At 67.1% G+C, this 25643-nt stretch carries 22 protein-coding genes; 9 read left to right on the top strand and 13 right to left on the bottom strand.

The genetic code is table 11. The features are described 5' to 3' along the window. Positions 1–30: 30 nt before the first annotated feature. Both iscR and uvrB read right to left on the bottom strand, forming a co-directional pair. The gene (gene iscR, locus E5P2_RS09500) at positions 31–567 is read right to left on the bottom strand and encodes a Fe-S cluster assembly transcriptional regulator IscR (RefSeq protein WP_162566853.1); all 537 of its coding nucleotides are present in this window, start codon (positions 565–567) and stop codon (positions 31–33) included. Positions 568–783: 216 nt separating this feature from the next. Further along, positions 784–2916: an excinuclease ABC subunit UvrB gene (gene uvrB / locus E5P2_RS09495; RefSeq protein ID WP_162566852.1), complete on the bottom strand. Its 2133-nt coding sequence runs from the start codon at positions 2914–2916 to the stop codon at positions 784–786. Positions 2917–3023: 107 nt separating this feature from the next. Here uvrB and E5P2_RS09490 point away from each other — a divergent pair, with 107 nt between their 5' ends. From E5P2_RS09490 to E5P2_RS09475, 4 genes are all read left to right on the top strand, one after another. Further along, positions 3024–4220: an amino acid aminotransferase gene (locus tag E5P2_RS09490; RefSeq protein ID WP_162566851.1), complete on the top strand. Its 1197-nt coding sequence runs from the start codon at positions 3024–3026 to the stop codon at positions 4218–4220. Positions 4221–4356: 136 nt separating this feature from the next. Next, positions 4357–5772 (top strand): polyhydroxyalkanoate depolymerase, encoded by a 1416-nt coding sequence (locus E5P2_RS09485; RefSeq protein WP_162566850.1) that lies wholly within the window; start codon positions 4357–4359, stop codon positions 5770–5772. A gap of 13 nt (positions 5773–5785) precedes the next feature. Continuing rightward, a complete protein-coding gene (locus tag E5P2_RS09480) occupies positions 5786–6427 on the top strand; it encodes an RnfABCDGE type electron transport complex subunit B (protein WP_162566849.1) in 642 nt (213 codons plus the stop codon). Beyond that, entirely contained in the window at positions 6424–7053 is a 630-nt protein-coding gene (locus E5P2_RS09475; protein ID WP_162566848.1) for a LysE family translocator, read from the top strand. Before E5P2_RS09480 ends, E5P2_RS09475 begins: the two co-directional genes overlap by 4 nt. Before the next feature lie 96 nt (positions 7054–7149). On the opposite strand, the gene E5P2_RS09470 is transcribed toward E5P2_RS09475, so the two are convergent. The 5 genes from E5P2_RS09470 to scpA are packed head-to-tail and all read right to left on the bottom strand — an operon-like array spanning position 7150 to position 14461. Then, positions 7150–7629, bottom strand: a complete 480-nt coding sequence (locus tag E5P2_RS09470; protein ID WP_162566847.1) for a VOC family protein — start codon at positions 7627–7629, stop codon at positions 7150–7152. Next, positions 7626–9674 carry an acetyl-CoA carboxylase biotin carboxylase subunit gene (locus tag E5P2_RS09465; protein ID WP_162566846.1) on the bottom strand — a complete coding sequence of 683 codons (2049 nt, stop codon included), beginning with the start codon at positions 9672–9674 and terminating at the stop codon, positions 7626–7628. The genes E5P2_RS09470 and E5P2_RS09465 overlap by 4 nt, the downstream gene beginning before the upstream one ends. 14 nt (positions 9675–9688) lie before the next feature. Continuing rightward, positions 9689–11221 (bottom strand): acyl-CoA carboxylase subunit beta, encoded by a 1533-nt coding sequence (locus E5P2_RS09460; RefSeq protein ID WP_162566845.1) that lies wholly within the window; start codon positions 11219–11221, stop codon positions 9689–9691. A 10-nt stretch (positions 11222–11231) separates the two neighbouring features. Next, on the bottom strand, positions 11232–12299 hold the full coding sequence (meaB, locus tag E5P2_RS09455) for a methylmalonyl Co-A mutase-associated GTPase MeaB (protein ID WP_162566844.1): 1068 nt from the start codon (positions 12297–12299) through the stop codon (positions 11232–11234). Between the two features lie 2 nt (positions 12300–12301). Continuing rightward, positions 12302–14461 (bottom strand): methylmalonyl-CoA mutase, encoded by a 2160-nt coding sequence (scpA, locus tag E5P2_RS09450; protein ID WP_162566843.1) that lies wholly within the window; start codon positions 14459–14461, stop codon positions 12302–12304. Positions 14462–14585: 124 nt separating this feature from the next. Between scpA and E5P2_RS09445 the strand changes: the two genes are divergently transcribed. From E5P2_RS09445 to E5P2_RS09425, 5 genes are all read left to right on the top strand, one after another. Then, positions 14586–15233 (top strand): GntR family transcriptional regulator, encoded by a 648-nt coding sequence (locus E5P2_RS09445; protein WP_162566842.1) that lies wholly within the window; start codon positions 14586–14588, stop codon positions 15231–15233. Positions 15234–15433: 200 nt separating this feature from the next. Next, a complete protein-coding gene (locus E5P2_RS09440; RefSeq protein ID WP_162566841.1) occupies positions 15434–16171 on the top strand; it encodes an SDR family NAD(P)-dependent oxidoreductase in 738 nt (245 codons plus the stop codon). A gap of 40 nt (positions 16172–16211) precedes the next feature. Next, complete coding sequence (locus E5P2_RS09435; RefSeq protein ID WP_162566840.1) at positions 16212–17054, top strand: transporter substrate-binding domain-containing protein; 843 nt, start codon at positions 16212–16214, stop codon at positions 17052–17054. A 15-nt stretch (positions 17055–17069) separates the two neighbouring features. Then, complete coding sequence (locus tag E5P2_RS09430) at positions 17070–17738, top strand: amino acid ABC transporter permease (RefSeq protein ID WP_162566839.1); 669 nt, start codon at positions 17070–17072, stop codon at positions 17736–17738. Beyond that, positions 17735–18514, top strand: a complete 780-nt coding sequence (locus tag E5P2_RS09425; protein WP_269475667.1) for an amino acid ABC transporter ATP-binding protein — start codon at positions 17735–17737, stop codon at positions 18512–18514. Before E5P2_RS09430 ends, E5P2_RS09425 begins: the two co-directional genes overlap by 4 nt. Here the strand turns inward: E5P2_RS09425 and dusA are convergent. The 6 genes from dusA to E5P2_RS09395 form a co-directional block, all read right to left on the bottom strand. Next, the gene (gene dusA, locus E5P2_RS09420; protein ID WP_232080636.1) at positions 18487–19494 is read right to left on the bottom strand and encodes a tRNA dihydrouridine(20/20a) synthase DusA; all 1008 of its coding nucleotides are present in this window, start codon (positions 19492–19494) and stop codon (positions 18487–18489) included. The two genes, E5P2_RS09425 and dusA, sit on opposite strands and share 28 nt — an antisense overlap. A gap of 63 nt (positions 19495–19557) precedes the next feature. Then, positions 19558–21267 carry a 2-isopropylmalate synthase gene (locus E5P2_RS09415; protein WP_162566837.1) on the bottom strand — a complete coding sequence of 570 codons (1710 nt, stop codon included), beginning with the start codon at positions 21265–21267 and terminating at the stop codon, positions 19558–19560. Between the two features lie 13 nt (positions 21268–21280). Then, positions 21281–22066, bottom strand: a complete 786-nt coding sequence (locus E5P2_RS09410; protein WP_162566836.1) for a hypothetical protein — start codon at positions 22064–22066, stop codon at positions 21281–21283. 14 nt (positions 22067–22080) lie between these two features. After that, the gene (locus tag E5P2_RS09405; RefSeq protein ID WP_232080896.1) at positions 22081–23076 is read right to left on the bottom strand and encodes an electron transfer flavoprotein subunit alpha/FixB family protein; all 996 of its coding nucleotides are present in this window, start codon (positions 23074–23076) and stop codon (positions 22081–22083) included. Positions 23077–23097: 21 nt separating this feature from the next. After that, entirely contained in the window at positions 23098–24567 is a 1470-nt protein-coding gene (gene tcuA, locus E5P2_RS09400) for an FAD-dependent tricarballylate dehydrogenase TcuA (protein ID WP_162566834.1), read from the bottom strand. A 145-nt stretch (positions 24568–24712) separates the two neighbouring features. Next, the gene (locus tag E5P2_RS09395) at positions 24713–25573 is read right to left on the bottom strand and encodes an AraC family transcriptional regulator (RefSeq protein WP_162566833.1); all 861 of its coding nucleotides are present in this window, start codon (positions 25571–25573) and stop codon (positions 24713–24715) included. Positions 25574–25643 lie beyond the last annotated feature (70 nt).

The following is a 25643-nucleotide window of genomic DNA, read 5'->3' as shown; positions in this document are numbered from 1 at the left end:
GATCGGCCGGCGCCCGAAGGCGCCGCCGGATCACGACTTGGCGAAAGCGTTGCCGAGTGCGAACACCGAATTGGGTGCATTGACCCGGATCGGCTTGACCACCGGCTGCGCCGAGATCGCGCGCTTGACGGCCGGCTTGTTCTCGATCTGCACGCCCTTGGCGAGCTGGTCGTCGACCAGCTTCTGCAGCGTGACGGAGTCGAGGAACTCGACCATGCGCTGGTTCAGCGAGGCCCAGAGCTCGTGCGTCATGCAGCGGCCGGCTTCGCCGAGACAGTTTTCCTTGCCGCCGCATTGGGTGGCATCGATCGGCTCGTCGACCGAGACGATGATGTCGGCGACCGTGATGTCCGCCGCCTTGCGCCCCAGCGAATAGCCGCCGCCGGGGCCGCGGGTCGACTCGACCAGCTCGTGCCGGCGCAGCTTGCCGAACAGTTGCTCCAGGTAGGACAGGGAAATCTGCTGCCGCTGGCTGATCGCGGCCAGCGTGACGGGGCCGGTATTCTGGCGCAGTGCCAGATCGATCATGGCTGTGACCGCAAAACGGCCTTTGGTAGTGAGACGCATCGCAAGCTCCTTTGAGTGCTTACCGTTGAAATGACACCGCGGCGGGTAGCTCTGGTGACGCCGTCTCCGCCCTTCCCGGCCCGATACTGCTGGTGACCCAGTCGGTAGGAGCCGGTCCTTCATCGCGAAGTTCTTTTGTTGTTGAGTATTTCACTCAAGTATAGCAGAAGGCCACGCGTCCTGCTCGGGTAAACCCGATTGCAGTCTGAGGGGGTGTCAGGCGGTCGCGTCGCCCGGCGGCGGGATGGCGATGTTGTCGTGCACGGAAGCCCCGAAGGCCTGCTCGCGCAGCAGCGCCAGCTGGTCCCGCACGCGCGCCGCCTTTTCGAATTCGAGGTTGCGGGCGTGCTCCAGCATCAGCTTCTCGAGGCGCTTGATCTCGCGGGAAATGTCCTTCTCGCTCATGTCCTCGACCCGGGCGCGCTCCAGCTCCAGCTTGGCGTTTTCCTTGTTGGTCTTCTCGCTGTAGACGCCGTCGATCAGGTCACGCACCTGCTTGACGATGCTGCGCGGCGTGATGCCGTTGGCTTCGTTGTGGGCGATCTGCTTGGCGCGCCGGCGCTCGGTTTCGTCGATCGCCTTTTTCATCGAATCCGTCATGCGATCGGCATACAGGATGGCCTTGCCGTTCAGATTGCGCGCCGCGCGGCCGATGGTCTGGATCAGCGAGCGCTCGGCACGCAGGAAGCCTTCCTTGTCGGCATCGAGGATCGCGACCAGCGACACCTCGGGAATGTCGAGGCCCTCGCGCAGCAGATTGATGCCCACCAGCACGTCGAAGGTGCCGAGCCGCAGATCGCGCAGGATCTCGACCCGCTCCACCGTATCGATGTCGCTGTGCAGGTAACGCACCTTGACGCCGTTGTCGCCCAGGTAGTCGGTCAGTTGCTCGGCCATGCGCTTGGTGAGTGTGGTGATCAGCACGCGCTCGTGCTTGTCGACCCGCATGCGGATCTCCTGCAGCACATCGTCCACCTGGTGCGTGGCCGGCCGCACCTCGACCTCGGGATCGATCAGCCCGGTGGGCCGGACCAATTGTTCGACGACGTTGCCCGCATGGTCTTTCTCGTACTGCGCCGGCGTGGCCGACACGAAGATCGCCTGGCGCATGCGCGTCTCGAATTCATCGAACTTCAGCGGCCGGTTGTCGAGCGCCGAAGGCAGCCGGAAGCCGTATTCGACCAGCGTGGTCTTGCGCGCCCGGTCGCCGCTGTACATGCCGTTGAGCTGGCCGATCATCTGGTGGCTCTCGTCGAGGAACATGAGCGCGTCCTTCGGCAGGTAGTCGGTCAGCGTCGCCGGCGGATCGCCGGGCGCTGCGCCCGACAGGTGGCGCGTGTAGTTCTCGATGCCCTTGCAGTGCCCGATCTCGGCCAGCATCTCGAGATCGAAGCGCGTGCGCTGCTCCAGCCGCTGTGCCTCGACCAGCTTGCCCTGCCCGACGAATTCCTTGAGCCGCTCGCCGAGTTCGATCTTGATGGTGTCGACCGCGGTCAGCACCTTGTCGCGCGGCGTCACGTAGTGGCTCGATGGATAGACCGTGAAGCGCGGGATCTTCTGCCGGATACGCCCTGTGAGCGGATCGAAGAGCTGCAGCGTTTCGATCTCGTCGTCGAAGAGTTCGATGCGGATCGCGAGCTCGCTGTGCTCGGCCGGAAAGACATCGATGGTGTCGCCGCGCACGCGAAAGGTCCCGCGCGAAAAATCCTGTTCGTTGCGCGTGTACTGCATGCGGATCAGCCGGCCGATCACGTCGCGCTGGCCGATCTTGTCGCCCGTGCGCATGATGAAACGCATCTGCGTGTAGTCCTCGGGCGTGCCGATGCCGTAGATGGCGCTCACGGTGGCCACGATCACCGTGTCGCGCCGCTCCAGCACGCTCTTGGTGGCCGACAGGCGCATCTGCTCGATGTGCTCGTTGATCGAGCTGTCCTTCTCGATGAACAGGTCGCGCTGCGGCACGTAGGCCTCGGGCTGGTAGTAGTCGTAGTAGCTGACGAAATACTCGACGGCGTTCTTCGGGAAGAACTCGCGGAATTCGCTGTAGAGCTGCGCGGCCAGCGTCTTGTTGGGCGCGAACACGATGGCCGGCCGGCCCAGCCGTGCGATCACGTTGGCCATGGTGAAGGTCTTGCCCGAGCCGGTCACGCCCAGCAGGGTCTGGAACACCTCGCCGTCCTGGACGCCCTCGACCAGCCCCGCGATCGCCGCGGGCTGGTCCCCCGCGGGCGGATAGGGCTGGTACAGCTCGAAGGGCGAGCCCGGGAATTTGATGAACTCGCCCTCCTTCGCGGGCCCGACGGGATCGGCCTGCTGCGGCTTGGGAATGACTTCAGAGATTTCTGGCATGGCGTGGACCCTGTGAGCTGGCGGCGCGGCCGGTAAAATTCAAGGCAACCGGAAAGCGTAACGCAGGTCCGGTGTTCCCGCGAATCGATCACCCCAAAGGACTTTCCATGTCAATGTTCACCGCCGTCGAGATGGCGCCGCGCGACCCGATCCTGGGCCTCAACGAGCAATATGCCGCCGACAGCAATCCCAACAAGGTCAACCTCGGCGTCGGCGTGTACTACGACGACAACGGCAAGCTGCCGCTGCTGGCATGCGTGCAGAAGGCCGAACAGGACATGATGAAAGCGCCCACCGCGCGCGGCTACCTGCCGATCGACGGCATCGCGGCGTACGACAACGCGGTCAAGGGGCTGGTGTTCGGCATCGACAGCGAGCCGGTCAAGTCCGGCCGCGTGGCCACCATCCAGGGCCTGGGCGGCACCGGCGGCCTCAAGGTCGGCGCCGACTTCCTCCAGCGACTCGCGCCCGACGCCAAGGTGCTGATCAGCGACCCGAGCTGGGAAAACCATCGCGCGCTCTTCACGCAGGCCGGCTTCAAGGTCGAGAGCTACCCCTACTACGACGCGGCCAAGCGCGGCATCGACTTCGACGGCATGCTGGGTGCGCTGAAGGCCGCGCCGGCCGGCACCATCGTCGTGCTGCATGCCTGCTGCCACAACCCGACCGGCTACGACATCACGGCCGCGCAATGGGACCAGGTGGTCGCGGTCGTCAAGGCGAACAAGCTGACCGCATTCCTGGACATGGCCTACCAGGGCTTCGGCTACGGTCTGAAGGAAGACGGCGCGGCGATCGGCAAGTTCGTCGACGCGGGCCTGACCTTCTTCGTCTCGACCTCGTTCTCCAAGAGCTTCAGCCTCTACGGCGAACGCGTCGGCGCGCTGTCGGTGCTGTGCGAGAGCAAGGAAGAAGCCGCGCGCGTGCTGAGCCAGCTCAAGACCGCGATCCGGGCCAACTACAGCAACCCGCCGACGCACGGTGGCGCGGTGGTCGCGGCGGTGCTGGGCAATGCCGAGCTGCGCGCGCTGTGGGAAAAAGAGCTCGCCGAGATGCGCGTGCGCATCAAGGCCATGCGCCAGAAGCTGGTCGACGGCCTCAAGGCAGCCGGCGTGAAGGAGGACATGAGCTTCATCACCACGCAGATCGGCATGTTCAGCTACTCGGGTCTCGGCAAGGCGCAGATGGTGCGCCTGCGCGAGGAGTTCGGCGTCTACGGCACCGACACCGGCCGCATGTGCGTCGCCGCGCTCAACAGCAAGAACATCGACTACGTTTGCCAGAGCATCGCCAAGGTTCTCTGAGCATCGCCGGGCCGCTGCGGGCCAAAGATGTCACGGCCGGCCGGCAGGACTGGGGCTCCTCCTCTATATCCTGCCCGGCCCTGCTGATATATTGCACTGCAGCAGTAACTACCCGGTTAACTCTCCGGCCCCCCCGATGCTCTATCAACTCTATGAAGCGCAGCGCTCCCTGATGGAGCCGTTCGCCGACTTCGCCCAGGCCGCCTCCAAGCTCTACGGCCAGGGCGCCGTCTTCGGGCAGACGCCGATGGCGCAGCGCATGGCCGCCGGATACGACCTGATCTACCGGCTGGGCAAGGACTACGAGAAGCCCGAGTTCGGCATCAAGACGGTGAAGGTCGGCGGCGACGACGTCGTGGTCCAGGAAAGCGTCGAGATCGAGAAACCCTTCTGCGAGCTGCGGCGCTTCAAGCGCTTCACCGACGATGCCGACACGCTCCGCACGCTCAAGAGCCAGCCCGTGGTGCTGATCGTCGCACCGCTGTCGGGCCACTACGCGACGCTGCTGCGCGACACGGTACGCACCATGCTGCAGGACCACAAGGTCTACATCACCGACTGGACCAACGCGCGCCTGGTGCCGCTGTCCGAAGGCGAATTCCACCTCGATGACTATGTCAACTACATCGAGGAATTCCTGCGCCACCTGCAATCGAAATACGGCCACTGCCATGTGATCAGCGTCTGCCAGCCCACCGTGCCGGTGCTGGCTGCGGTGTCGCTGATGGCCAGCCGCGGCGAAGGGACGCCGCTGTCGATGACCATGATGGGCGGCCCGATCGATGCGCGCAAATCGCCCACAGCCGTCAACAACCTGGCGACGAACAAGAGCTTCGAGTGGTTCGAGAACAACGTGATCTACCGCGTGCCCGACAACTTCCCGGGCGTCGGCCGCCGTGTCTACCCGGGCTTCCTGCAGCACACCGGCTTCGTCGCGATGAACCCGGACCGCCATGCCAGCAGCCACTACGACTACTTCAAGGACCTGATCAAGGGCGACGACGCGAGCGCCGAAGCCCACCGCAAGTTCTACGACGAATACAACGCCGTGCTCGACATGGATGCGGACTACTACCTCGAGACCATCCGCACGGTATTCCAGCAGTTCGAACTCGTGAACGGCACCTGGGACGTGAAGAGCGCCGACGGCCTGCTCGAGCGCGTGCGCCCGCAGGACATCCGTTCGACCGGCCTTCTGACCATCGAAGGCGAGCTGGACGACATCTCCGGCTCCGGCCAGACCCGCGCCGCGCACGACCTGTGCACGGGCGTCGCCGCGTCGGACCACCGGCACTACGAAGTCAAGGGCGCAGGCCACTACGGCATCTTCAGCGGACGCCGCTGGCGCGATCTCGTCTATCCGGAGGTGAAAGCCTTCATCGCCGCGCACGACAAGCCGCAAAAGGCCACCACCCGCGCGGCAGCCACCGGCGAGGACGCGCTCAAGCCCGCGACAGCGCCCCGGCGTACCGCCGTCAAGGCGGCGCTGCCAGCCACGCGCAGGAAGGCATCCCCGGCAGCGGCCCGCCGGCCCCGCGCGACCGCGCGCTGAGCACCACTGCGTGGTGAACACGCCGGCCGCACGCATCCTCGAGGCCCTGCCGCAGACGCAGTGCACGCGCTGCGGCTACCCGGATTGCGCCGGCTATGCGCAGGCCATCGCTTCCGGCGAGGCTGGCATTCACCAATGCCCACCCGGCGGCGCCGAAGGCGTGCAGCGGCTATCGCGCCTCACCGGCCAGCCGGCGCAGCCGATCGATCCGCGGTTCGGCACCGAAGGCCCGCGCGCGCTGGCCGTGATCGACGAAGCCTGGTGCATCGGCTGCACGCTGTGCCTGGACGCCTGTCCGACCGACGCGATCCTCGGCATCCACAAGCGCATGCACACGGTGATCGAGGCGCACTGCACGGGTTGCGAGCTCTGCATTCCGGCCTGCCCCGTCGACTGCATCTCGCTCGAAGTCGCGACGCCGGGCCGCAGCGGCTGGCAGGCCTGGTCCCAGGCCGAGGCGGATCATGCACGGGCGCGCTACGAAGCCCATTGCATGCGGCATGCGAAGAAGCCATCGCCGCGCAGCGCCGCCGCCCCGGACGTGCCCGCAGACACGGCGAATCCCTCGGAACGCAAGCGGGCCATCGTCGACGCGGCGCTGGCCCGCGCCCGCGCCGCGGCCGCATCGAAGGCCAAGGACAGGAAGCCCCCATGACGACCGACACGCTGATCCTCTACGCGCTCGCCTCGCTCGCACTCGCCATCACGCCGGGGCCGACCATGCTGCTCGCGCTGTCCAACGGCATCGCCGGCGGGATGCGGGCGGCGGCATGGGGCATTGCGGGTGCCTCGCTCGGCGCCTGCGTGCTGATCACCGTCGTCGCGCTTGGGCTGGGATCGCTGCTCGCCGCATCGGAGTGGCTGTTCAACGCGATCCGCATCGCCGGTGTCGCCTACCTCGTCTGGCTCGGCATCAAGCTGTGGCGCACCCAGCCGCTCGACCTCGGCGCGATGCTGTCGTCGACGGAACCCTTGCGGGGCCGGGTGGCCTTCCGGCGCAGCCTCACGGTCGCGCTGTCGAACCCGAAGACGCTGCTCTTCTTCGCGGCCTTCCTGCCGCAATTCGTCTCGATCGCCGAGCCGCAGGGCCCGCAGTACCTCGTGCTTGGCGCATGCTTCGTCGCCATCGACACCTGCATGATGCTGGGCTACGCCGGCGCGGGCACGCAGGCGGTGCGCTGGCTGTCGCAACGCAGCCTGCGGCGCATCCACCGCGGCTGTGCCGCCGGCATGTGGGCGCTGGCCGCGACGCTAGCGATCTGGCGCCGCCCCGGTGGCTGACTCGCCCCCAGGCTTGCCCACTTCGTGTGGCCGCCAACCCCCTTCCGGGGGCAACACCGGCGGCCCGGCGGAGCCGGTTCCGCGGTGTTTCTGAACCTAGCCTGCCGCGAGGGCCGAGAAGGCCTTGATCACTTCGGGCGGTGCTTGCACCATCTCGATCAGCACGCCTTCGCCCGCGATCGGAAATTCCTCGTTGCCCTTGGGATGCAGGAAGCAGATGTCGAAGCCGGCCGCGCCCTTGCGGATGCCGCCCGGCGCGAAGCGCACGCCCTGCGCGGCGAGCCACTCGACCGCCTTCGGCAGATCGTCGATCCACAAGCCGACGTGATTGAGCGGCGTGGCATGCACCGCGGGCTTCCTGTCGGGATCGAGCGGCTGCATGAGATCGACCTCGATCTTGAACGGGCCGCTGCCGATCGCGCAGATGTCCTCGTCGACGTTCTCGCGCTCGCTCCTGAACGTGCCGGTGACTTCGAGCCCCAGCATCTCGACCCAGAGCTTCTGAAGACGGGTCTTGTCGGTACCGCCAATGGCGATCTGCTGGACGCCCAGCACCTTGAAGGGACGTGTCGTCATGCGAACTCCATGATCACCTGGTCCACCGACAGCGACTCGCCCTTGGCGGCCGAGATCGCGCCGACCACGCCATCCTGCGTGGCGAACAGCACGTTCTCCATCTTCATTGCCTCGATCACTGCGAGCTTCTCGCCCGCCTGCACCTGCTGGCCCGACTGGACCGAGACCTCGACCAGCAGCCCCGGCATCGGCGACATCAGGAACTTGCTCAGGTCCGGCGGCGCCTTGTAGGGCATCAGCTTCAACAGCCGCGCGCCCAGCGGCGACAGCACCACGGCCTCGATCTGCGTGCCGTTGTGCGAGATGCGCAGGGCCAGCGGATTCTTGCCCGCGCCGCGCTCGACCTGCGCGACGAAGGCGCGGCCATTGACCGTGCCTTCGACCCGGATGCTGCCGAGCGATGCACCGCTGTCGATCTTGTAGTTGTGGGCGCCGACCGCGACGGCGCTGGCGCCGGTCTGGCCGTGGAAGTCCGTCACCGAGACGGGCGTGTGCACATGCTGGCCTTGCACATCCAGCGAGACGACCACGAACTGCTCGCCCACCTTCACGCCATGCCCTTCGAGCTGGCCGCTGATGCCCGAGGCGCGCGCACGGTAGCGCCGGTGCACATAGGCCGCCAGCGCGATCAGGAAATCCGGATCGTCATGCGGCACGTCTTCGGCATGGAAGCCTTTGCCGTAGTGCTCGGCGATGAAGCCCGTATTGAAATCGCCGGCCACGAACTTCGGATGCGCGAGCAGCGCCGCCTGGAACGGGATGTTGCTGCTGATGCCGCGGATCACGAAGCCGTTGAGCGCCTCGCGCATCATCGCGATCGCGTGCGCGCGGTCGCGCCCGTGCACGATCAGCTTGGCGATCATCGAGTCGTAGAACATCGGGATCTCGCCGCCGTCATAGACGCCGGTGTCCACGCGCACGCCGTAGAGATGCCCGGTATCGGCCGCGAACATCGTCTCCTTCGGCGGCTGAAAGCGCACCAGCCGGCCGGTCGAGGGCAGGAAGTTGCGAAACGGATCCTCGGCATTGATGCGGCACTCGATGGCCCAGCCCTCGCGCTTCACGTCCTTCTGCGCCAGCGGCAGCTTCTCGCCGGCGGCGACGCGGATCATGAGCTCGACCAGGTCGAGCCCGGTGATCGCCTCGGTCACCGGATGCTCGACTTGCAGCCGCGTGTTCATCTCCAGAAAATAGAAGCTCTGGTCCTTGCCGACCACGAATTCCACCGTACCTGCGCTCTGGTAGTTCACCGCCTTGGCCAGTGCCACGGCCTGTTCGCCCATGGCCTTGCGCGTGGCATCGCTGATGAAGGGCGACGGCGCTTCCTCGATCACCTTCTGGTGGCGCCGCTGGATCGAGCATTCGCGCTCGTTGAGGTAGATCACGTTGCCGTGCGCATCGCCGAGCACCTGGATCTCGATGTGGCGCGGCTCCTCGACGAACTTCTCGATGAACACGCGGTCGTCGCCGAAGCTGTTGCGCGCCTCGTTGCGGCAGGAGGTGAAGCCCTCGAACGCATCCTTGTCGTTGTAGGCCACGCGCAGGCCCTTGCCGCCGCCGCCGGCCGAGGCCTTGATCATCACCGGGTAGCCGACGTCCCGGGCGATCTCGACAGCGCGCTCGGCGGTCTCGATCGCATCGTTCCAGCCCGGAATCGTGTTGACCTTGGCCTCCTTCGCGAGCTTCTTCGAGGCGATCTTGTCGCCCATCGCCGCGATCGAATGGTGCTTGGGGCCGATGAAGACGATGCCCTCCTCCTCGACCTTGCGCGCGAAGGCTTCGTTCTCCGACAGGAAGCCGTAGCCGGGATGCACTGCCTCGGCGCCGGTCTTCTTGCAGGCCGCGATGATGCGGTCGGCCTGCAGGTAGCTCTCGCGGCTGGCCGAGCCGCCGATGTGCACGGCCTCGTCCGCCAGCTCGACATGGCGCGCGTCCTTGTCGGCATCGGAATACACGGCGACCGTGAGGATGCCGAGCTTCTTCGCGGTCTTGATGACGCGGCAGGCGATTTCGCCGCGATTGGCAATCAGGATCTTCTTGAACATGTTCTTGTCCCGTTTCAGAGGGGGATGTTCCCGTGCTTGCGCCACGGATTGTCTAACTTCTTCTCGCGCAGCATCACCAGGCTGCGGCAGATGCGCTTGCGCGTTTCGCTCGGCAGGATCACGTCATCGATGTAACCGCGCGTGCCGGCCACGTAGGGATTGGCGAAGCGCGCCTTGTATTCGGCCTCGCGCGCGGCGAGCTTCTCGGGGTCGTTCTTGTCCTCGCGGAAGATGATCTCGACCGCGCCCTTGGCGCCCATCACCGCAATCTCGGCTCGGGGCCAGGCCAGGTTGACGTCGCCGCGCAGGTGCTTGGAGGCCATCACGTCATAGGCGCCGCCGTAGGCCTTGCGCGTGATGACGGTGATCTTCGGCACCGTGCACTCGGCGTAGGCATAGAGCAGCTTGGCGCCATGCTTGATGATGCCGCCGTACTCCTGGCTGGTGCCGGGCATGAAGCCGGGCACGTCGACGAAGGTCACGACCGGAATATTGAACGCGTCGCAGAAGCGCACGAAGCGCGCCGCCTTGATCGACGACTTGATGTCCAGGCAGCCGGCCAGCACCAGCGGCTGGTTGGCGACGATGCCGATGCTCTGGCCTTCCATGCGCGCGAAGCCGATCACGATGTTCTTCGCGTAGTCGGGCTGCAGCTCGAAGAAGTCGCCGTCGTCGACCACCTTGGCGATCAGCTCCTTCATGTCGTAGGGCTTGTTCGGGTTCTCGGGCACCAGCGTGTCCAGCGATGCGTCGGCGCGCTCGGCCGGATCACCGCTCGGGCGCACCGGCGGCTTCTCTCGGTTGTTGAGCGGCAGATAGTTGTAGAGCCGGCGCAGCATCATCAGCGCCTCGACGTCGTTCTCGAAGGCCATGTCGGCCACGCCGCTCTTGGTGGTGTGCGTGGACGCGCCGCCCAGTTCCTCGGCCGTCACGTCCTCGTGGGTCACGGTCTTCACCACCTCGGGGCCGGTGACGAACATGTACGAGCTGTCCTTGACCATGAAGATGAAGTCGGTCATGGCCGGCGAATACACGGCGCCGCCCGCGCAAGGGCCCATGATCATGCTGATCTGCGGCACCACGCCCGAGGCCATCACGTTGCGCTGGAACACCTCGGCATAGCCGCCGAGCGAGGCCACGCCTTCCTGGATGCGCGCGCCGCCCGAATCGTTGAGGCCGATGACGGGCGCGCCGACTTTCATCGCCTGGTCCATCACCTTGCAGATCTTCTCGGCATGCGCTTCGCTGAGCGCGCCACCGAAGACGGTGAAGTCCTGACTGAAGATGAACACCAGGCGGCCGTTGATCATGCCGTAGCCGGTGACCACGCCATCGCCGGGGATCTTGTTGTCGTCCATGCCGAAGTCGCTGGAGCGGTGCTCGACGAACATGTCCCACTCTTCGAAGGTGTTGTCGTCGAGCAGCAGTTCGATGCGCTCGCGCGCCGTCAGCTTGCCCTTGGCATGCTGGGCGTCGATGCGCTTCTGCCCACCGCCGAGCCGCGCCTGCGCGCGCCGGTTTTCGAGTTGTTCGAGGATTTCTTTCATGGGCGTCCCGTCAAGGTGTTGTCGTTGTTCCCGCCTGTACGGCGAGAAGATTTCGTGCCGCGGTCGATGCGGGCAAGGTGCCCGCCGCAACCTGGGCGATGGCCTGTGGCAGAAGCTCGCGCACCTGCGGATGATGGCGAAAGGCATGCTTGAGCCCTGCGTCGATGCGCTCCCACATCCACGCGAGCGCTTGTTTTTCGCGGCGGCTCGCGAGCTTGCCGTTGGCCGCCTGCATCGTCCTGAACTGCGTGACTGCGTCCCAGAAGGCATCGATGCCGGTGCCGGCCAGCGCGCTGAGCTGGATCACCCTCGGTTGCCAGAAGCGCACTTCGGCCTCGGGCGTGCCCGGCGCGGCGTGGGCGGCCTGCATCGCCTGTGCGTGCGCCGGATTGCCATGGTGGCCGAAGAGGCGCAGCGCCGAGGTGATCTGGGCCTGGGCGCGGGTGGCTGCGTCCTTGTCGAGGTCGGCCTTGTTGATGACGACCAGGTCGGCCAGCTCCATCACGCCCTTCTTGATCGCCTGCAGGTCGTCGCCGGCATTGGGCAGTTGCAGCAGCACGAACATGTCGGTCATGCCGGAGACCGCGGTTTCGCTCTGGCCGACACCCACCGTCTCGACGATCACGATGTCGTAGCCCGCGGCTTCGCACACCAGCATCGCCTCGCGCGTCTTCTCGGCCACGCCGCCCAGCGTGCCCGACGAAGGGCTCGGCCGAATGTAGGCGCGCTCGTGCACCGAGAGCTTTTCCATGCGCGTCTTGTCGCCGAGGATCGAGCCGCCGGAGACGGTGGACGAAGGGTCGACCGTGAGCACCGCGACGCGATGGCCGCGCCCGATCAGGTACAGCCCCAGCGTCTCGATGAAGGTCGACTTGCCGACGCCGGGCACGCCCGAGATACCGAGCCGGAACGACTGGCCTGCGTGCGGCAGCAGCGCGGTGAGCAGCTCATCGGCTTGCGCGCGATGGTCGGCGCGCGTCGATTCGAGCAGCGTGATCGCCTTGGCGATCGCGCGGCGCTGCGGCGCACCTTCCGCCGCAAGCGCTTCGACGGTGACCGGGGTTCGAACCACCGGCATGTTCAGGCCGTGACCGCGGCGCGGATCTGCTCCAGCACATCCTTGGCACTCGCAGGTATCGGCGTGCCCGGCCCGTAGATGCCTTTCACACCCGCCTCGTAGAGGAAGTCGTAGTCCTGACGCGGAATCACACCGCCAACGAACACGATGATGTCGTCGGCGCCCTGCTTCTTCAGCTCCTGGATGATGGCGGGCACCAAGGTCTTGTGGCCGGCGGCCAGCGTGCTCACGCCGACCGCATGCACGTCGTTCTCGATCGCCTGGCGCGCGCACTCTTCCGGCGTCTGGAACAGCGGCCCCATGTCGACGTCGAAGCCCAGGTCGGCGAAGGCGGTGGCGACCACCTTCGCGCCGCGGTCGTGGCCGTCCTGGCCGAGCTTGGAGATCATCACGCGCGGGCGCCGGCCCTGCTCTTCGGCAAAGGCCGCGATCTCGTGCTGCAGCGCTTCCCAGCCCTCGGCCGAGTCGTAGGCCGCGGCATAGACGCCGGTGACCTTCTGCGTGTCGGCGCGATGGCGGCCGTAGATCTTTTCGAGCGCATCGCTGATCTCGCCGACCGTGGCGCGCAGGCGCACGGCCTGGATGCTGAGCGCGAGCAGATTGCCTTCGCCGCTTTCGGCCGCGGCGGTCAGCGCGTCGAGCGCGACCTGCACGGCGGCGGCGTCGCGCTTCTCGCGGATCGCCTTGAGCTTGGCGATCTGGCCGTCGCGCACCTTGACGTTGTCGATCGACAGGCTGTCGATCGCATCCTCGGACTTGAGCTTGTACTTGTTGACGCCCACGATCACGTCCTTGCCGGAGTCGATGCGCGCCTGCTTGTCGGCCGCGGCGGCCTCGATCTTGAGCTTGGCCCAGCCGCTGTCGACCGCCTTGGTCATGCCGCCCATGGCCTCGACCTCTTCGATGATGGCCCAGGCCGCATCGGCCATGTCCTGCGTGAGCTTCTCCATCATGTAGCTGCCGGCCCACGGGTCGATCACGTTCGTGATGTGCGTCTCTTCCTGAATGATGAGCTGCGTGTTGCGCGCGATGCGCGCGCTGAACTCGGTAGGCAGCGCGATGGCTTCATCGAGCGCATTGGTGTGCAGGCTCTGCGTGCCGCCGAACACCGCTGCCATCGCCTCGATCGTGGTGCGCACGACGTTGTTGTACGGGTCCTGCTCGGTCAGCGACCAGCCCGAGGTCTGGCAATGCGTGCGCAGCATCAGGCTCTTGGGATTCTTCGGCTCGAACTCCTTCATGATCCGGCACCACAGCAGCCGCGCCGCGCGCATCTTGGCGACTTCCAGATAGAAGTTCATGCCGATGGCCCAGAAGAAGCTCAGCCGGCCGGCGAAGCCGTCGACGTCGAGGCCCTTGGCCAGCGCTGTCTTCACGTACTCCTTGCCGTCGGCCAGCGTGAAGGCCAGCTCCAGCGCCTGGTTGGCGCCGGCTTCCTGCATGTGGTAGCCGCTGATCGAGATCGAGTTGAACTTCGGCATGTGCTCGGCCGTGTACTCGATGATGTCGCCGATGATCCGCATGCTCGGCGCGGGTGGGAAGATGTAGGTGTTGCGGACCATGAACTCCTTGAGGATGTCGTTCTGGATGGTCCCGCTCAGTTGGTCCTGCGCCACGCCCTGCTCTTCGGCCGCCACCACGTAGCCCGCCAGCACCGGCAGCACGGCGCCGTTCATCGTCATCGAGACACTGACCTTGTCGAGCGGGATCCGGTCGAACAGGATCTTCATGTCCTCGACCGAATCGATCGCCACGCCGGCCTTGCCGACGTCGCCCGTCACGCGCGGATGGTCGCTGTCGTAGCCGCGGTGCGTGGCGAGGTCGAAGGCCACGCTGACGCCCTGGCCGCCCGCCGCCAGCGCCTTGCGGTAGAAGGCATTCGATTCCTCGGCGGTGGAGAAGCCGGCGTACTGGCGGATGGTCCACGGGCGCACCGCGTACATCGTGGCCTGCGGGCCGCGCAGGTAGGGCTCGAAGCCCGGGAGTGTGTCGGTGTACTTCAGGCCCTGCAGATCGGCCGCGGTGTAGAGCGGCTTGACGGCGATGCCGTCGGGCGTGATCCAGTTCAACGCGTTCACGTCGCCGCCCGGCGCGGACTTGGCGGCGGCCTTGCCCCAGGCCTCGAGGGTGGCGGTTTGAAAGGTGGGTTCGGGTTTGCTCATGGGCGCCGCTTTGCAGGTCGTGCGAGTGGGTGGGAGTGTGTTCGCTGGGTCGAAACAGTTCAAGGCGAGTCTAACCCATCCGTAATTATTAATTCAAAGTCCTGAGTTGCGGTACATTCCGATCATGTCCGCCCTCACCCTCACCCCGCGCGCCCTCTATGAGGAGGTGGCGGAGCTGCTGCGCCAGCGCATCTTCAATCGCGAGCTCCAGCCCGGCAGCTGGATCGACGAACTCAAGCTGGCAGAGGAATACGGCATCAGCCGCACGCCGCTGCGCGAGGCGCTGAAGGTGCTGGCGGCCGAAGGCCTGGTGACGATGAAGGTGCGGCGCGGCGCCTATGTGACGGAGGTGTCCGAAAAGGATCTGGCGGATGTCTACCACCTGCTCAGCCTGCTCGAAAGCGATGCCGCGGGCGTCGTCGCCGAACGGGCCTCCGCCGCCGAGCTGGCCGAACTCGAGGCGCTGCATGCCCAGCTCGAGGCCGCGGCCAGGCCGGGCCATGTCGACCGCGAGCACTTCTTCGCGCTCAACGAGCGCTTCCACATGCGCCTGCTCGCCATCGCCGACAACCGCTGGCGCGACCAGATGGTGGCCGACCTGCGCAAGGTGATGAAGCTCAATCGCCACAACTCGCTGCTCAAGTCGGGGCGCATCGGCGAATCGCTGAAGGAGCACCGCGACGTCATGGCCGCGCTCAAGGCGCGCGATGCGGCAGCCGCGATGGCACGCATGCAGGCACACTTCCGCAGCGGGCTGGAAGCAGCTGGATAGGCTCGCCCCCCCAGGCTGCGCGCACTTCGTGTCGCTTCGCCTTCCCCCTGCCGGGGGGCGGGCCGACCGCTTCCGCTGCACGGGCGTGGCGGCCCTCACGAATGGCGCGGCGACGCATCGTCGATGCGCGTTTGCCCGCGCAGTCAGCCTTGTGTTTGCTTGCACAATACTTGCTTTGCAACGCAGATGGCAGTTTCCGAATGAGCAGTGTGGTTGTGACCGGCGCCGGCTCCGGCATCGGAGCGGCGACATGCCGCCGCTTGGCCGCACAGGGCATCGACCTCGTGATCCACACCGGCAGCCAGCGCGCTGCGGCCGATGCGGTGTCGCTGCAATGCAGCGCGGTGCGCAGCACGGTGGTGGTCGGCGACATGGCGGCGCCGCAGACCGTCGACGCCCTGCTCGATGCGGCACGCGCACTGGGTGGCCTGCGCGGCGTGGTCGCCAACGCCGGGTTCGCCGACAAGCGCACGCTCGCACAGCTGGACGACGAGATCGTCGAACGTTCGCTGCGAACGATGGTGGTCTCGCTGGCCCACCTGCTGCGCAAGAGCCTGCCGATGCTCGAAGAGACGGGCCAGGGCCGCTTCGTCGCGGTGAGTTCCTTCGTCGCCCACCGTTTCACGCTGGGCGCGTCCACCTTTCCGGCCACCGCCGCGGCCAAGGCCGGCGTCGAGGCGCTGGTCAAGGCGGCGGCCGCGGAAGTCGCCGCGCGCGGCGTGACGGTCAATGCCGTGGCCCCGGGCTATGTGCGCAAGGACCGGCCGAATGCCGGCGCGCTGACCGAGGAACAATGGCGCCAGGCGCTCTCGCGCGTGCCCGCGGGCCGGCTCGCCACGCCCGACGACATCGCGGCGCCGATCGCCTTCCTGCTGAGCCCGGAGGCGGCCTTCATCACCGGTCAGATCCTGCACGTCGATGGCGGCATGACCCTGTAGACCCCGCGCCGATTTTTTCAACCCGATGGAGAACGAACCCATGACAAACCGTCGCCACTTCCTCGCCAGCGTCGCCGCCGCCGGCGCCGCAACGACCTGGACCGCGCAAGCCTTCGCGCAGGCCGACACGACCGAGAGCGCATGGGCGCGCATCGAGCGCACCAAGGTCCTGCGCATGGGCGCGGTCACGGGCGCGGCGCCCTACTACCACAAGGACCTCGCATCGGGCGAATGGCAGGGCTTCATGATCGACTTCGGCAAGAGCCTCGCGGCCAGCCTGAATGCCAAGCTCGACATCCACGAGACCACCTGGGGCAACTCGGTGCTCGACCTGCAATCCAACAAAATCGACGTCTTCTTCGGCCTCAACCCGACGCCGGCGCGCGCGCTGGTGGTCGACTTCTCGGATCCGCTGTTCAACAACGCCTTCGTGCTGGTCGCGCGCAAGGGCTTCGATCCCAAGACCTGGGCGGAGCTCAACAAGCCCGAGGTCAAGATCGCGGTCGACATCGGCTCCTCGCACGACCAGGTCGTGACCAAGACCTGCCCCAACGCACAGATCATCCGCCTCGAGAAAGCCCAGGACGCGACGCTCGCGGTGCAGACCGGCCGTGCCGACTGCCAGGTGCTGGCCGTCGTGCTGGCGCTCACGGTCATGAGCAAGAACCCGTCGGTCGGCCACATCGTGCTGCCGACGCCGACGCAGGCGACCACCACCAACCTGGGCTTTCGCAAGGAGAGCGACCACCGCTGGGTCGAATACGTCAACAAGTGGATCGCCCAGACGCGCGCCAGCGGCAAGGTCAAGCAGGTGGTGCTGGCCAACATGCAGACGCTGTCGGGCGTCAAGCCCGACCAGGTACCGGCCGAAATCAGCTTCTGACGCGCAAGAGCCGCCGTGTACCACTGGGACTTCGGATTTCTCTGGGGCTTTCGCCAGCTGCTTCTCGTCGGGCTCGTCTACACGGCCGCCTACACGGTGATCACCACGGGGCTCGGCCTGCTGATCGGGCTGGCGGTGGCCATGGGGCGGCTCGCGCGCCCCGCCTGGCTGCGCGCGCCGCTCAGGGCCTACGTCGAGGTGTTCCGCTGCACGCCGGTGCTGGTGCAGCTGGTGTGGTTCTACTACGCGCTGCCGGTACTCACGGGCATCCAGATCTCGGCCGCGCTCGCGGCCGTGCTGGCGCTCTCGCTCTACGGCAGTTCGTTCTATTCGGAGATCATCCGCGGCGGCATCATCTCCATCGACCCCGAGCAGTCCGAAGCGGCGCGCGCGCTCGGCATGCGCCGCGGCCAGGTGATGCGCCGCGTGGTGCTGCCGCAGGCCTTCAGGCGCATGGTGCCGCCGCTGCTCAACCAGTCGATCCTGCAGCTGAAGAACACCTCGCTGCTGTCGGTGCTGGCGCTGCCCGACCTGCTGTACCAGGGCCAGAGCATCGCGCACGAGACCTATCGACCGCTGGAGGTCTACACCATCGTGGCCGTGGCCTACTTCCTCGTCCTGCTGCCGGCCACGATCCTGGTCAAGCGCGCAGAAACGCGTCTTTCGAAAACCGCCAACGCATGACTGCTTCCATGATCGAGGTGAGCCACCTCGGCAAGCGCTACGGCAGCAACCAGGTGCTGCGCGACGTCTCGCTGTCGGTCGACAAGGGCCAGGTGGTGGCGCTGATCGGCCCGTCGGGCTCGGGCAAGTCGACGCTGCTGCGCTGCCTGAACCTGCTGATCGTGCCCGACGAAGGCACGGTGCGCGTCGGCGAGCAGTCGCTGGCCTTCCAGGGCGCGGCCACGCGATTGCCCAAGGACGCGGTGCTGGCGGGATTCCGCGCGCGCACCGGCATGGTCTTCCAGCACTTCAACCTGTTCCCGCACATGACGGTGCTGGGCAACGTGATGGAAGGCCCGGTCACCGTGCTGCGGCAGCCCAAGGCCCAGGCCGCGGCCAAGGCGCTGGTGCTGCTGGGCAAGGTCGGGCTGCAGGACAAGGCCGATGCCAGGCCCGATCAGCTCTCGGGCGGCCAGAAGCAGCGCGTGGCCATCGCGCGCGCGCTCGCGATGGAGCCGCAGGTGATGCTGTTCGACGAGGTCACTTCCGCGCTCGACCCCGAACTGGTCGGCGAGGTGCTGCGCGTGATCAAGGTGCTGGCCGAGGAAGGCATGACGATGCTGCTGGTCACGCACGAGATGGCCTTCGCACGCGAGGTCGCCGACCGCGTCGCCTTCATGCGCGACGGCGTGATCGTCGAATGCGGCCCGGCGCGCCAGGTGATCGACGCGCCGGCCGAGGCCGCGACACGCGCCTTCCTGTCACGCTTTCACGAAGGCAGGCCGGCCAGCGCCTGAGTGGGTTCGGACTCGGGCGCGCGCTCGGGCTGCGGCGCATGGGCCAGCGCCATCACCGCATGCGGTGCCAGCGCCTTGACCTTGTGGTCGCTCCAGACCTGGCGCCAGCGTCGCGCGCCCGGCAGGCCGTTGCGCAGGCCCAGCATGTGGCGGGCGATGTTCGACCATGGCGTGCCGTGCTCGGCCGCTTCGCGCGCCATGTAGTCGCACATCTGCACTTCGATTTCTTCGCGCGTCAGCGACGACGGCGCTTCGCCGAAGAAATCCGCATCCCATGCGGCCAGCCACCACGGGTTGTGATACGCCTCGCGGCCGACCATGACGCCGTCGAGCAGCCGAAGATGCTCGTGCATCTGCGCGCTGTCATCGAAGCCCCCGTTGATCGAGAAGCGCAGCGCCGGGAAGTCGTGCTTCAACCGGTGCACGAGTTCGTAACGCAGCGGCGGCACCTCGCGGTTCTGCTTCGGCGACAGGCCCTTGAGCCACGCATTGCGCGCGTGGACGATGAAGGTGCCGCAGCCCGCTTCGCTCACCGCGCCCACGAAGTCGCGCACGAAGGCATAGCTCTCGGTCTTGTCGATGCCGATGCGGTGCTTGACCGTGACCGGCACGTCCACCACGTCAACCATCGCCTTCACGCAATCCGCCACCAGCTGTGGCTCGTTCATCAGGCAGGCGCCGAAAGCGCCGCGCTGCACGCGCTCGCTCGGGCAACCGCAGTTGAGGTTGATCTCGTCGTAGCCCCAGTCCTGGCCGAGGCGCGCGCAGTGCGCGAGATCGGCCGGCTCGCTGCCGCCGAGCTGCAGCGCGACCGGATGCTCCTCGGCATTGAAGCGCAGATGCCGCGGCACGTCGCCATGGACCAGCGCGCCGGTCGTCACCATCTCGGTGTAGAGCAAGGTGTGGCGCGTGAGCAGGCGATGGAAGAACCGGCAGTGGGGGTCGGTCCAGTCCATCATGGGTGCGACGCTGACGCGCATCGCATCAACAGGTTGATCGGGTCTGTTTCTTTCCGGCATCGAGAACGCGCCGAAGCGCGGTGTTCAAAGGCATGCCGGCATTCTCCCAGTTCGCACGGCTGCCGTGCCACTCGACTCTGCCTTCAGCCGCGCCACGGCGCTGATCACGGCCTGAACCAAGGCCGTCAGCGTGTTGACGTTGCGGCCGACGCCGAATCGCGTGCCGTTGACGCCGCGCATCGCCATCTCCACGATCGCCAGCGCGCTCGCCTCGGCGCCCTGGCCCAGGCTGCGCTCCTCGAAACTGTCGACCCGCAGCGTCGTGCCCAGCGCATGGACCGTCGCTTCGAGCGGGCCCGTGCCGACACCGCGAACGCGGCAAGGCCGGGCGTCGATCACGAGATCGAGCTCGATCCCCTGCCCGGCCGGATCGTCGAAGAGCCGATGGCCTCGATAAACCAGCGAACCCTCGGGATCGACGGCCGGCGCGAGGTAGGTCTGCTCGAACAGCGCCCACAGCATGGATCCGCTCACCTCCGCTTCGCTCGCATCGGCCGCCTTCTGCACGATGGCGCTGAACTCGACCTGCATGCGGCGCGGCATCACCACGCCGTGGTCGCGTTCGAGCAGGGACGCGATCCCGCCCTTGCCCGACTGGCTGTTGACCCGCACGATGCTGTCGTAGGTGCGGCCCAGGTCCTTCGGATCGATGGGCAGGTAGGGCACCTGCCACGGGCCGTCCTCGGCCTGCGCCGCGAAGCCCTTCTTGATCGCGTCCTGGTGCGAGCCCGAGAAGGCCGTGAACACCAGGTCGCCGACATAGGGATGGCGCGGATGGATCGGCACCGAGGTGCATTCCTCCGCGATCCGCGCGATCGATGCGATCTCGGAGAAGTCCAGGCCGGGATGGACGCCGTGCGTGTACAGGTTCAGCGCCAGCGTCACGAGATCGACATTGCCGCTGCGCTCGCCGTTGCCGAACAGGCAGCCCTCGATGCGCTCGGCGCCCGCCATCAGCGCCTGCTCCGCGCTGGCCACGCCGGTGCCGCGGTCGTTGTGCGGATGCACGGACAGCACCACGTGCGCGCGGCGCTCGAGATGGCGGTGCATCCATTCGATCTGGTCCGCGAACACGTTCGCGGTCGTCACCTCGACCGTGGTCGGCAGGTTGACGATGACGGGACGCTGCGGCCCCGCATCCCAGGCGCGGATGGCGGTGTTGCAGGCTTCGAGCGCGACCTCGAGCTCGGTCATGCAGAAGGTCTCCGGCGAGTACTGCAGGATCCACTGCGTCTGCGGCGCCGCGTCGGTCAACCGCTTCAGGTACAGCACATGGCGCTCGACCAGCTGCATGACCTGCGGCACCGACATGCCGAAGACCACCTTGCGCCAGACCGGCGCCGTGGCGTTGTACAGATGGACGATGGCACGCGGCGCACCACGCAGCGATTCGACGGTGCGCGCGATCAGGTCTTCGCGGATCTGCGTCATGACCATGGGCGTCACGTCGGCGGGGACATGGCCGTCCTCGATCAGTTCGCGCACGACGTCGAAGTCGATCTGCGAGGTCGCGGGAAAACCGACCTCGATCTCCTTGAAGCCGATGCGCACCAGTTCGCGGAACAGCCGCATCTTGCGGTCGCGGTTCATCGGCTCGAACAGCGCCTGGTTGCCGTCGCGCAGGTCGGTCGCGAGCCAGACCGGCGGACGATCGATGGTGCGCGACGGCCATTGCCGGTCCGGCAGGTCGACGACGGGAAGGCGGCGGTATTTCTCGGCAGGATTGGAAATCATGGGCAGGCGCGCATCAGGCGCTTTCGATGAAGGCTTCGCACAAGGCGGCGATCCGCTCGGCGGTCTCGTCCGTGCTCAGTTTGTGGACCGTGGTCCCGCCGCCCTGGCTGGCCTCGGGATGGCGCACGGCGCCATAGGCCGCGATCGCCTGCCGGGCGTGCAGGGCATCGCGCGCCGGCCATGCGCTGGCATCGACGACCTCGATCGTCGCCTTGCGCGAACGATGGACATCCATGAAGCTCGGATTGCGCGCCGCGACGCGCGAGCTCACGCCCAGGATCGCGCGCGAATCGCAGCGATAGCGCCGGATGAGGCCGGCACTGCGGCTGACCACTTCGAGCCCTTCCGCATCCGGCTGCACGGCGACCACGGCGGAGAACGCCGGCACGCCTGCGAGCTCGGCCATGCAGTGATGCAGCACGCCCGCAGCGCCGCCCGGCGTGCGGTCGATCATCATCAGGATCGTCCAGTCGGGCACCTGCGCGCACAGCACTTCGTGCACGAGCTTCGCTTTCAGCACGGGATCGAGCGCGGCGCCGAAATCGCATTCGACCCGGATCGCGCGGTCGCCGCCGGCGGCGAGGTAGCTGCGCATCTCCTTCTCGAAGGCGGCCGGCGCAAAGGACAGCACGACCAGCGGCGCCTTGAGATGCTTCTTCAATCGTGCGGCTTCCTCCACCATGGAGTCCTCCGCCAGGTCGCAATCCACCTTCTGCAACGAATACAGTTCCGGCGCGCGGCCGGCCTTCACATCGCCTTCGATGGCGACCACGCCATCCACGAGGGCCACAACGGTCATGACTCGGCTCCGGTTCAGGCGGCGATCCCGGACAGCCGGTCGATCACCTTGGGAATGATTTCGCCGGCATCGCCGACGAAGGCGTGATGCGCCAGCGACAGCAGCGGCGCGCGCTCGTCGGTGTTGAGCGCAACGATCAGCGTCGCGTCGCGCATCCCCATCAGGTGATGCGGCGCGCCCGAGATGCCGCAGGCGAGGTACAGCGCCGGGCGCACGGTCGAGCCCGACATGCCGACCAGGTGCTGGCGATCGACCCAGCCGAGATCGGTCGCAACGCGCGATGCGCCGAGGTGCCCGCCCATCATGTCGGCCAGGCGCTTCAGCGGCTCGAAGCCTTCCGCTCCGCCCAGGCCGCGGCCGCCCGACACGATGACGTTCGCCTCGGCCAGCGTCATCTCCTCGCGCCGCACCTTGACGCGCTCGGCCAGCCGCACGCCCTCGCGTGCGGCCTTGGGCCCTGCAGTCTTCGTGACGATCTCCATCGCAGCGGGTTCGACGGCCTCGATGTCGAGGGGCGCCACGTCGCGCAACGGCATCAGCACCGCTGCCGGTCCGGGCGCATCGAGCGCGGCCTCGACGATCGCCATGCCGCCGGCCGTGGCGACATCGAAGCGCCAGCCGGAAGCGCCGGCACGAATCGCCACGCAGTCCTGCACCAGCGGCAGGCCGGCCCGCGCCGCGATGCAGGCGGCCAGCATGCTGGGCAGCCGGGTGGCGGGCGCCAGCAGCAGCGCGCAGCGCGCCAGGTCCAGCTGCGCCATGACTGGCTGCACGTCGCTCGGCTCGATGTCGCCTTCCGGGTGCGCGACGATCAGCACGCGGCGCACGCCCTGGCGGCCCAGCGCCGCGACCGTCGGCGACGGGTTGGCCTCGCCGCTCAGGTTCAGGACCGCGGTGACACGCGTGTCCGGCCTCGACCGTGCCGCGCGCAGCGCGTGCACGACGACCATCGCCGAGCAGGCGTCGAGCTTGCCGCGGTCCTGCTCCACGAACGCAAACACCTCATGCATGGCGCTCACCCCCGTCTTCCATCAGCCCTGCGCCGCGGCATGCCAGCCGGCCGCGCGCCCGGTCAGCGCGCCGCACATCAATCCGCTGCCGGCCGGGTACTGGTAGTAGAAGAAACCGCCCGTCATCTCGCCGGCCGCGTACAGGCCGCGGATCGGCACGTTGCCCTGGTCGAGCACCTGCGCATTGCGGTCGACGCGCAAGCCGCCGAAGGTGAAGGTGATGCCGGTCACGACCTCGTAGCAGACGAAGGGCGGCTGCTCGATGCGCGTGGCCCAGTTGGTCTTGACCGGCGAGACGCCGACCGCCGCGCGGCCGTCGAGCACCGTGGGGTCGAAGGGCTTGTCGTCCTGCACCGCGGCGTTGAATTTCTCGACGGTGTGGGCCAGCCCCGCGGGGTCGATGCCGGCCTGCGCGGCGATCTCCTCGAGCGTGTCGCCGATGAAAGCCGCATCGGGGTCGTAGCGCTGGTCCAGGTGCTCGACACCAACCGCATCGAAGATCTGGAACGCACGGCCGCCCTGCTCCGACACCGCGTTGCCGACCGACACGTACATCTTCGTATTCCAGTCCTTGCCTTCGTCGATGAAGCGCTCGCCGGCCGCGTTGACGCTGATGCCCCAGTTGAACGAGATCTTGTTGGTCTTGTCGCTGCTCTCCAGCGTGCCGAGGTCCGGCGAGGTCGGGTCGATGGTCGTGCAGTGGCAGCCTGCCCAATGGCCGTTGGACTGCGCGCCGACCCGGATCGCCGGGTCGAGCAGGTCGCCGGTGTTGTAGCGCACGCCGCGCACCTTGACCACGTTCCAGCCCGGCCCGAGGTAGCGCGTGCGCATCTCGGGGTTGGCCTCGAAGCCGCCCGACGCGAGCACGACCGCGCCGCGCTCGACATAGCTGACGCCATCGGGGCCGCGCACCTTCACGCCGGTGACGCCGCCGGTGTCGTCGGTCACGAGGTCGTAGGCGGTCGACTGGTAGCGGATCTCGACGCCGATGCGCAGCGCCTCGGCACGCTCCATCTCGACGATGCCCGGCCCGCCGCCGACGGTCTCGAGCACGATGCCGTCGCCGAAGCCGGTCTCGATGGCGTTCGGGATGTAGGTGAGGAAGGTCCACTGCACGTTGTGCTCGACGAACCATTCCATGACGCCGTAGCTGTCCTCGGCCATCCAGCGGATCAGCTCGGGATCGGCCTTCCACTTGCTCTTGAGCTTCAGGTCGTCGATGTACTTCTGCACCGGATAGGGATTGATCCGGATCTTGTCCCACTGCGCCTGCGGCACCTGCGGCACGAACTTGCGCACCTGTTCCTTGTCGTCGAAGCCGAAGCGGATCAGGCCCGCGGTGTAGCGGCTGTTGCCGCCGTACTCGGGCTCGGGCGCCTTCTCCAGCAGCACCACCTTCGCACCTTTCTCGGCCGCGGCGATGGCTGCCGCGAACCCTGCATTGCCGCCGCCGACGACGACGACCTTGCCCGCTTTGTCTGCCTTGCTCATGTCATTTCTCCTGCGATTGAACAGTGGAAATTCTCGGCGTGGCGCTGCAAACGCTCTCGTCGAGAACGGCCAATCGATGTTGTGAAACGGCCAAGCGACACGGCGATGCGAGATCGCCGCGCGCGACACGTGCGCAGACGAAAAGCTAGCTCGTCTCGATCAGGCCGGAGCCGTCGGGAATGCCGCTCTGGAAGTAGCCGCGCGGCGTCACGCCGAGCACGGAACGGAACATGGCGATGAAAGCCGAAGGGGTCTGGTAGCCCAGGTCGAAGGCAACCTGCGTGACCGATTCGCCGTCGGCCAGGCGCGGCAATGCGGCCTGCAGCCGGGCCTGCTGCCGCCAGCGATGGAAGCTCATGCCGGTCTCGCTCAGGAACAGCCGCGACAGCGTGCGTGCGCTCGCGCCGACCACGCTGCCCCATTCGGGCACGGTGCGGTCGGACGACGGGTCTTCGAAGAGGCCGTCGCACACCGCGAGCACGCGCCGGTCCACCGGCATCGGCAAGCGCAGCGACACCTGCGGCGCGACCTTGAGCTGGTCGAAGATCACCATCGCCAGCCGATGCTCGGGCGTGTTCTCGCTCATGAGTTCGGTGCGCCCGGCGCAGTGGAAGATCAGTTCGCGCAGCAGCGGGGAGATGGCGACCGCGACGCATTCGGAAGGAAGCCCGTCGAGGCAGCGCGGATTCACGAACACGCTGTGCATGTGCAGGATGCCGTTGCCGCTGGTCTCGTGCGGCAGGTTCGGCGGCACCCACACGCCGCGGTTCGGCGGCACCACCAGCCGGGCGCGATCGGTGCGCACCGTGACCACGTTCTCGCCCGAGAAGACGAGTTGCGCCGGTTGATGCTGATGCCGGCGCGGCATCGCCGACTTGTGCCAGGTGAAGCTGGTGACCAGCAGCGGCGCCTCGAAGCTTTCGAGGTCTTCGAGACGCGCGGCGGAGACCTCCGGGTTCCAGGCCGCGTCGTACTGGCGCTCGAGCAACTTGCGTTTCTGCTTCATGGCAACTTGGCGATAGGGAGGCATCGAATGGCCGTTTCCGACGATCGACGCCGACGGGCCGGACTTACAA

The sequence above is a fragment of the Variovorax sp. SRS16 genome (assembly GCF_901827165.1).
Taxonomy (GTDB): domain Bacteria; phylum Pseudomonadota; class Gammaproteobacteria; order Burkholderiales; family Burkholderiaceae_C; genus Variovorax.
Note: the sequence above shows the minus strand (reverse complement) of the source record. Positions and strands in the feature narration are given on the sequence as shown.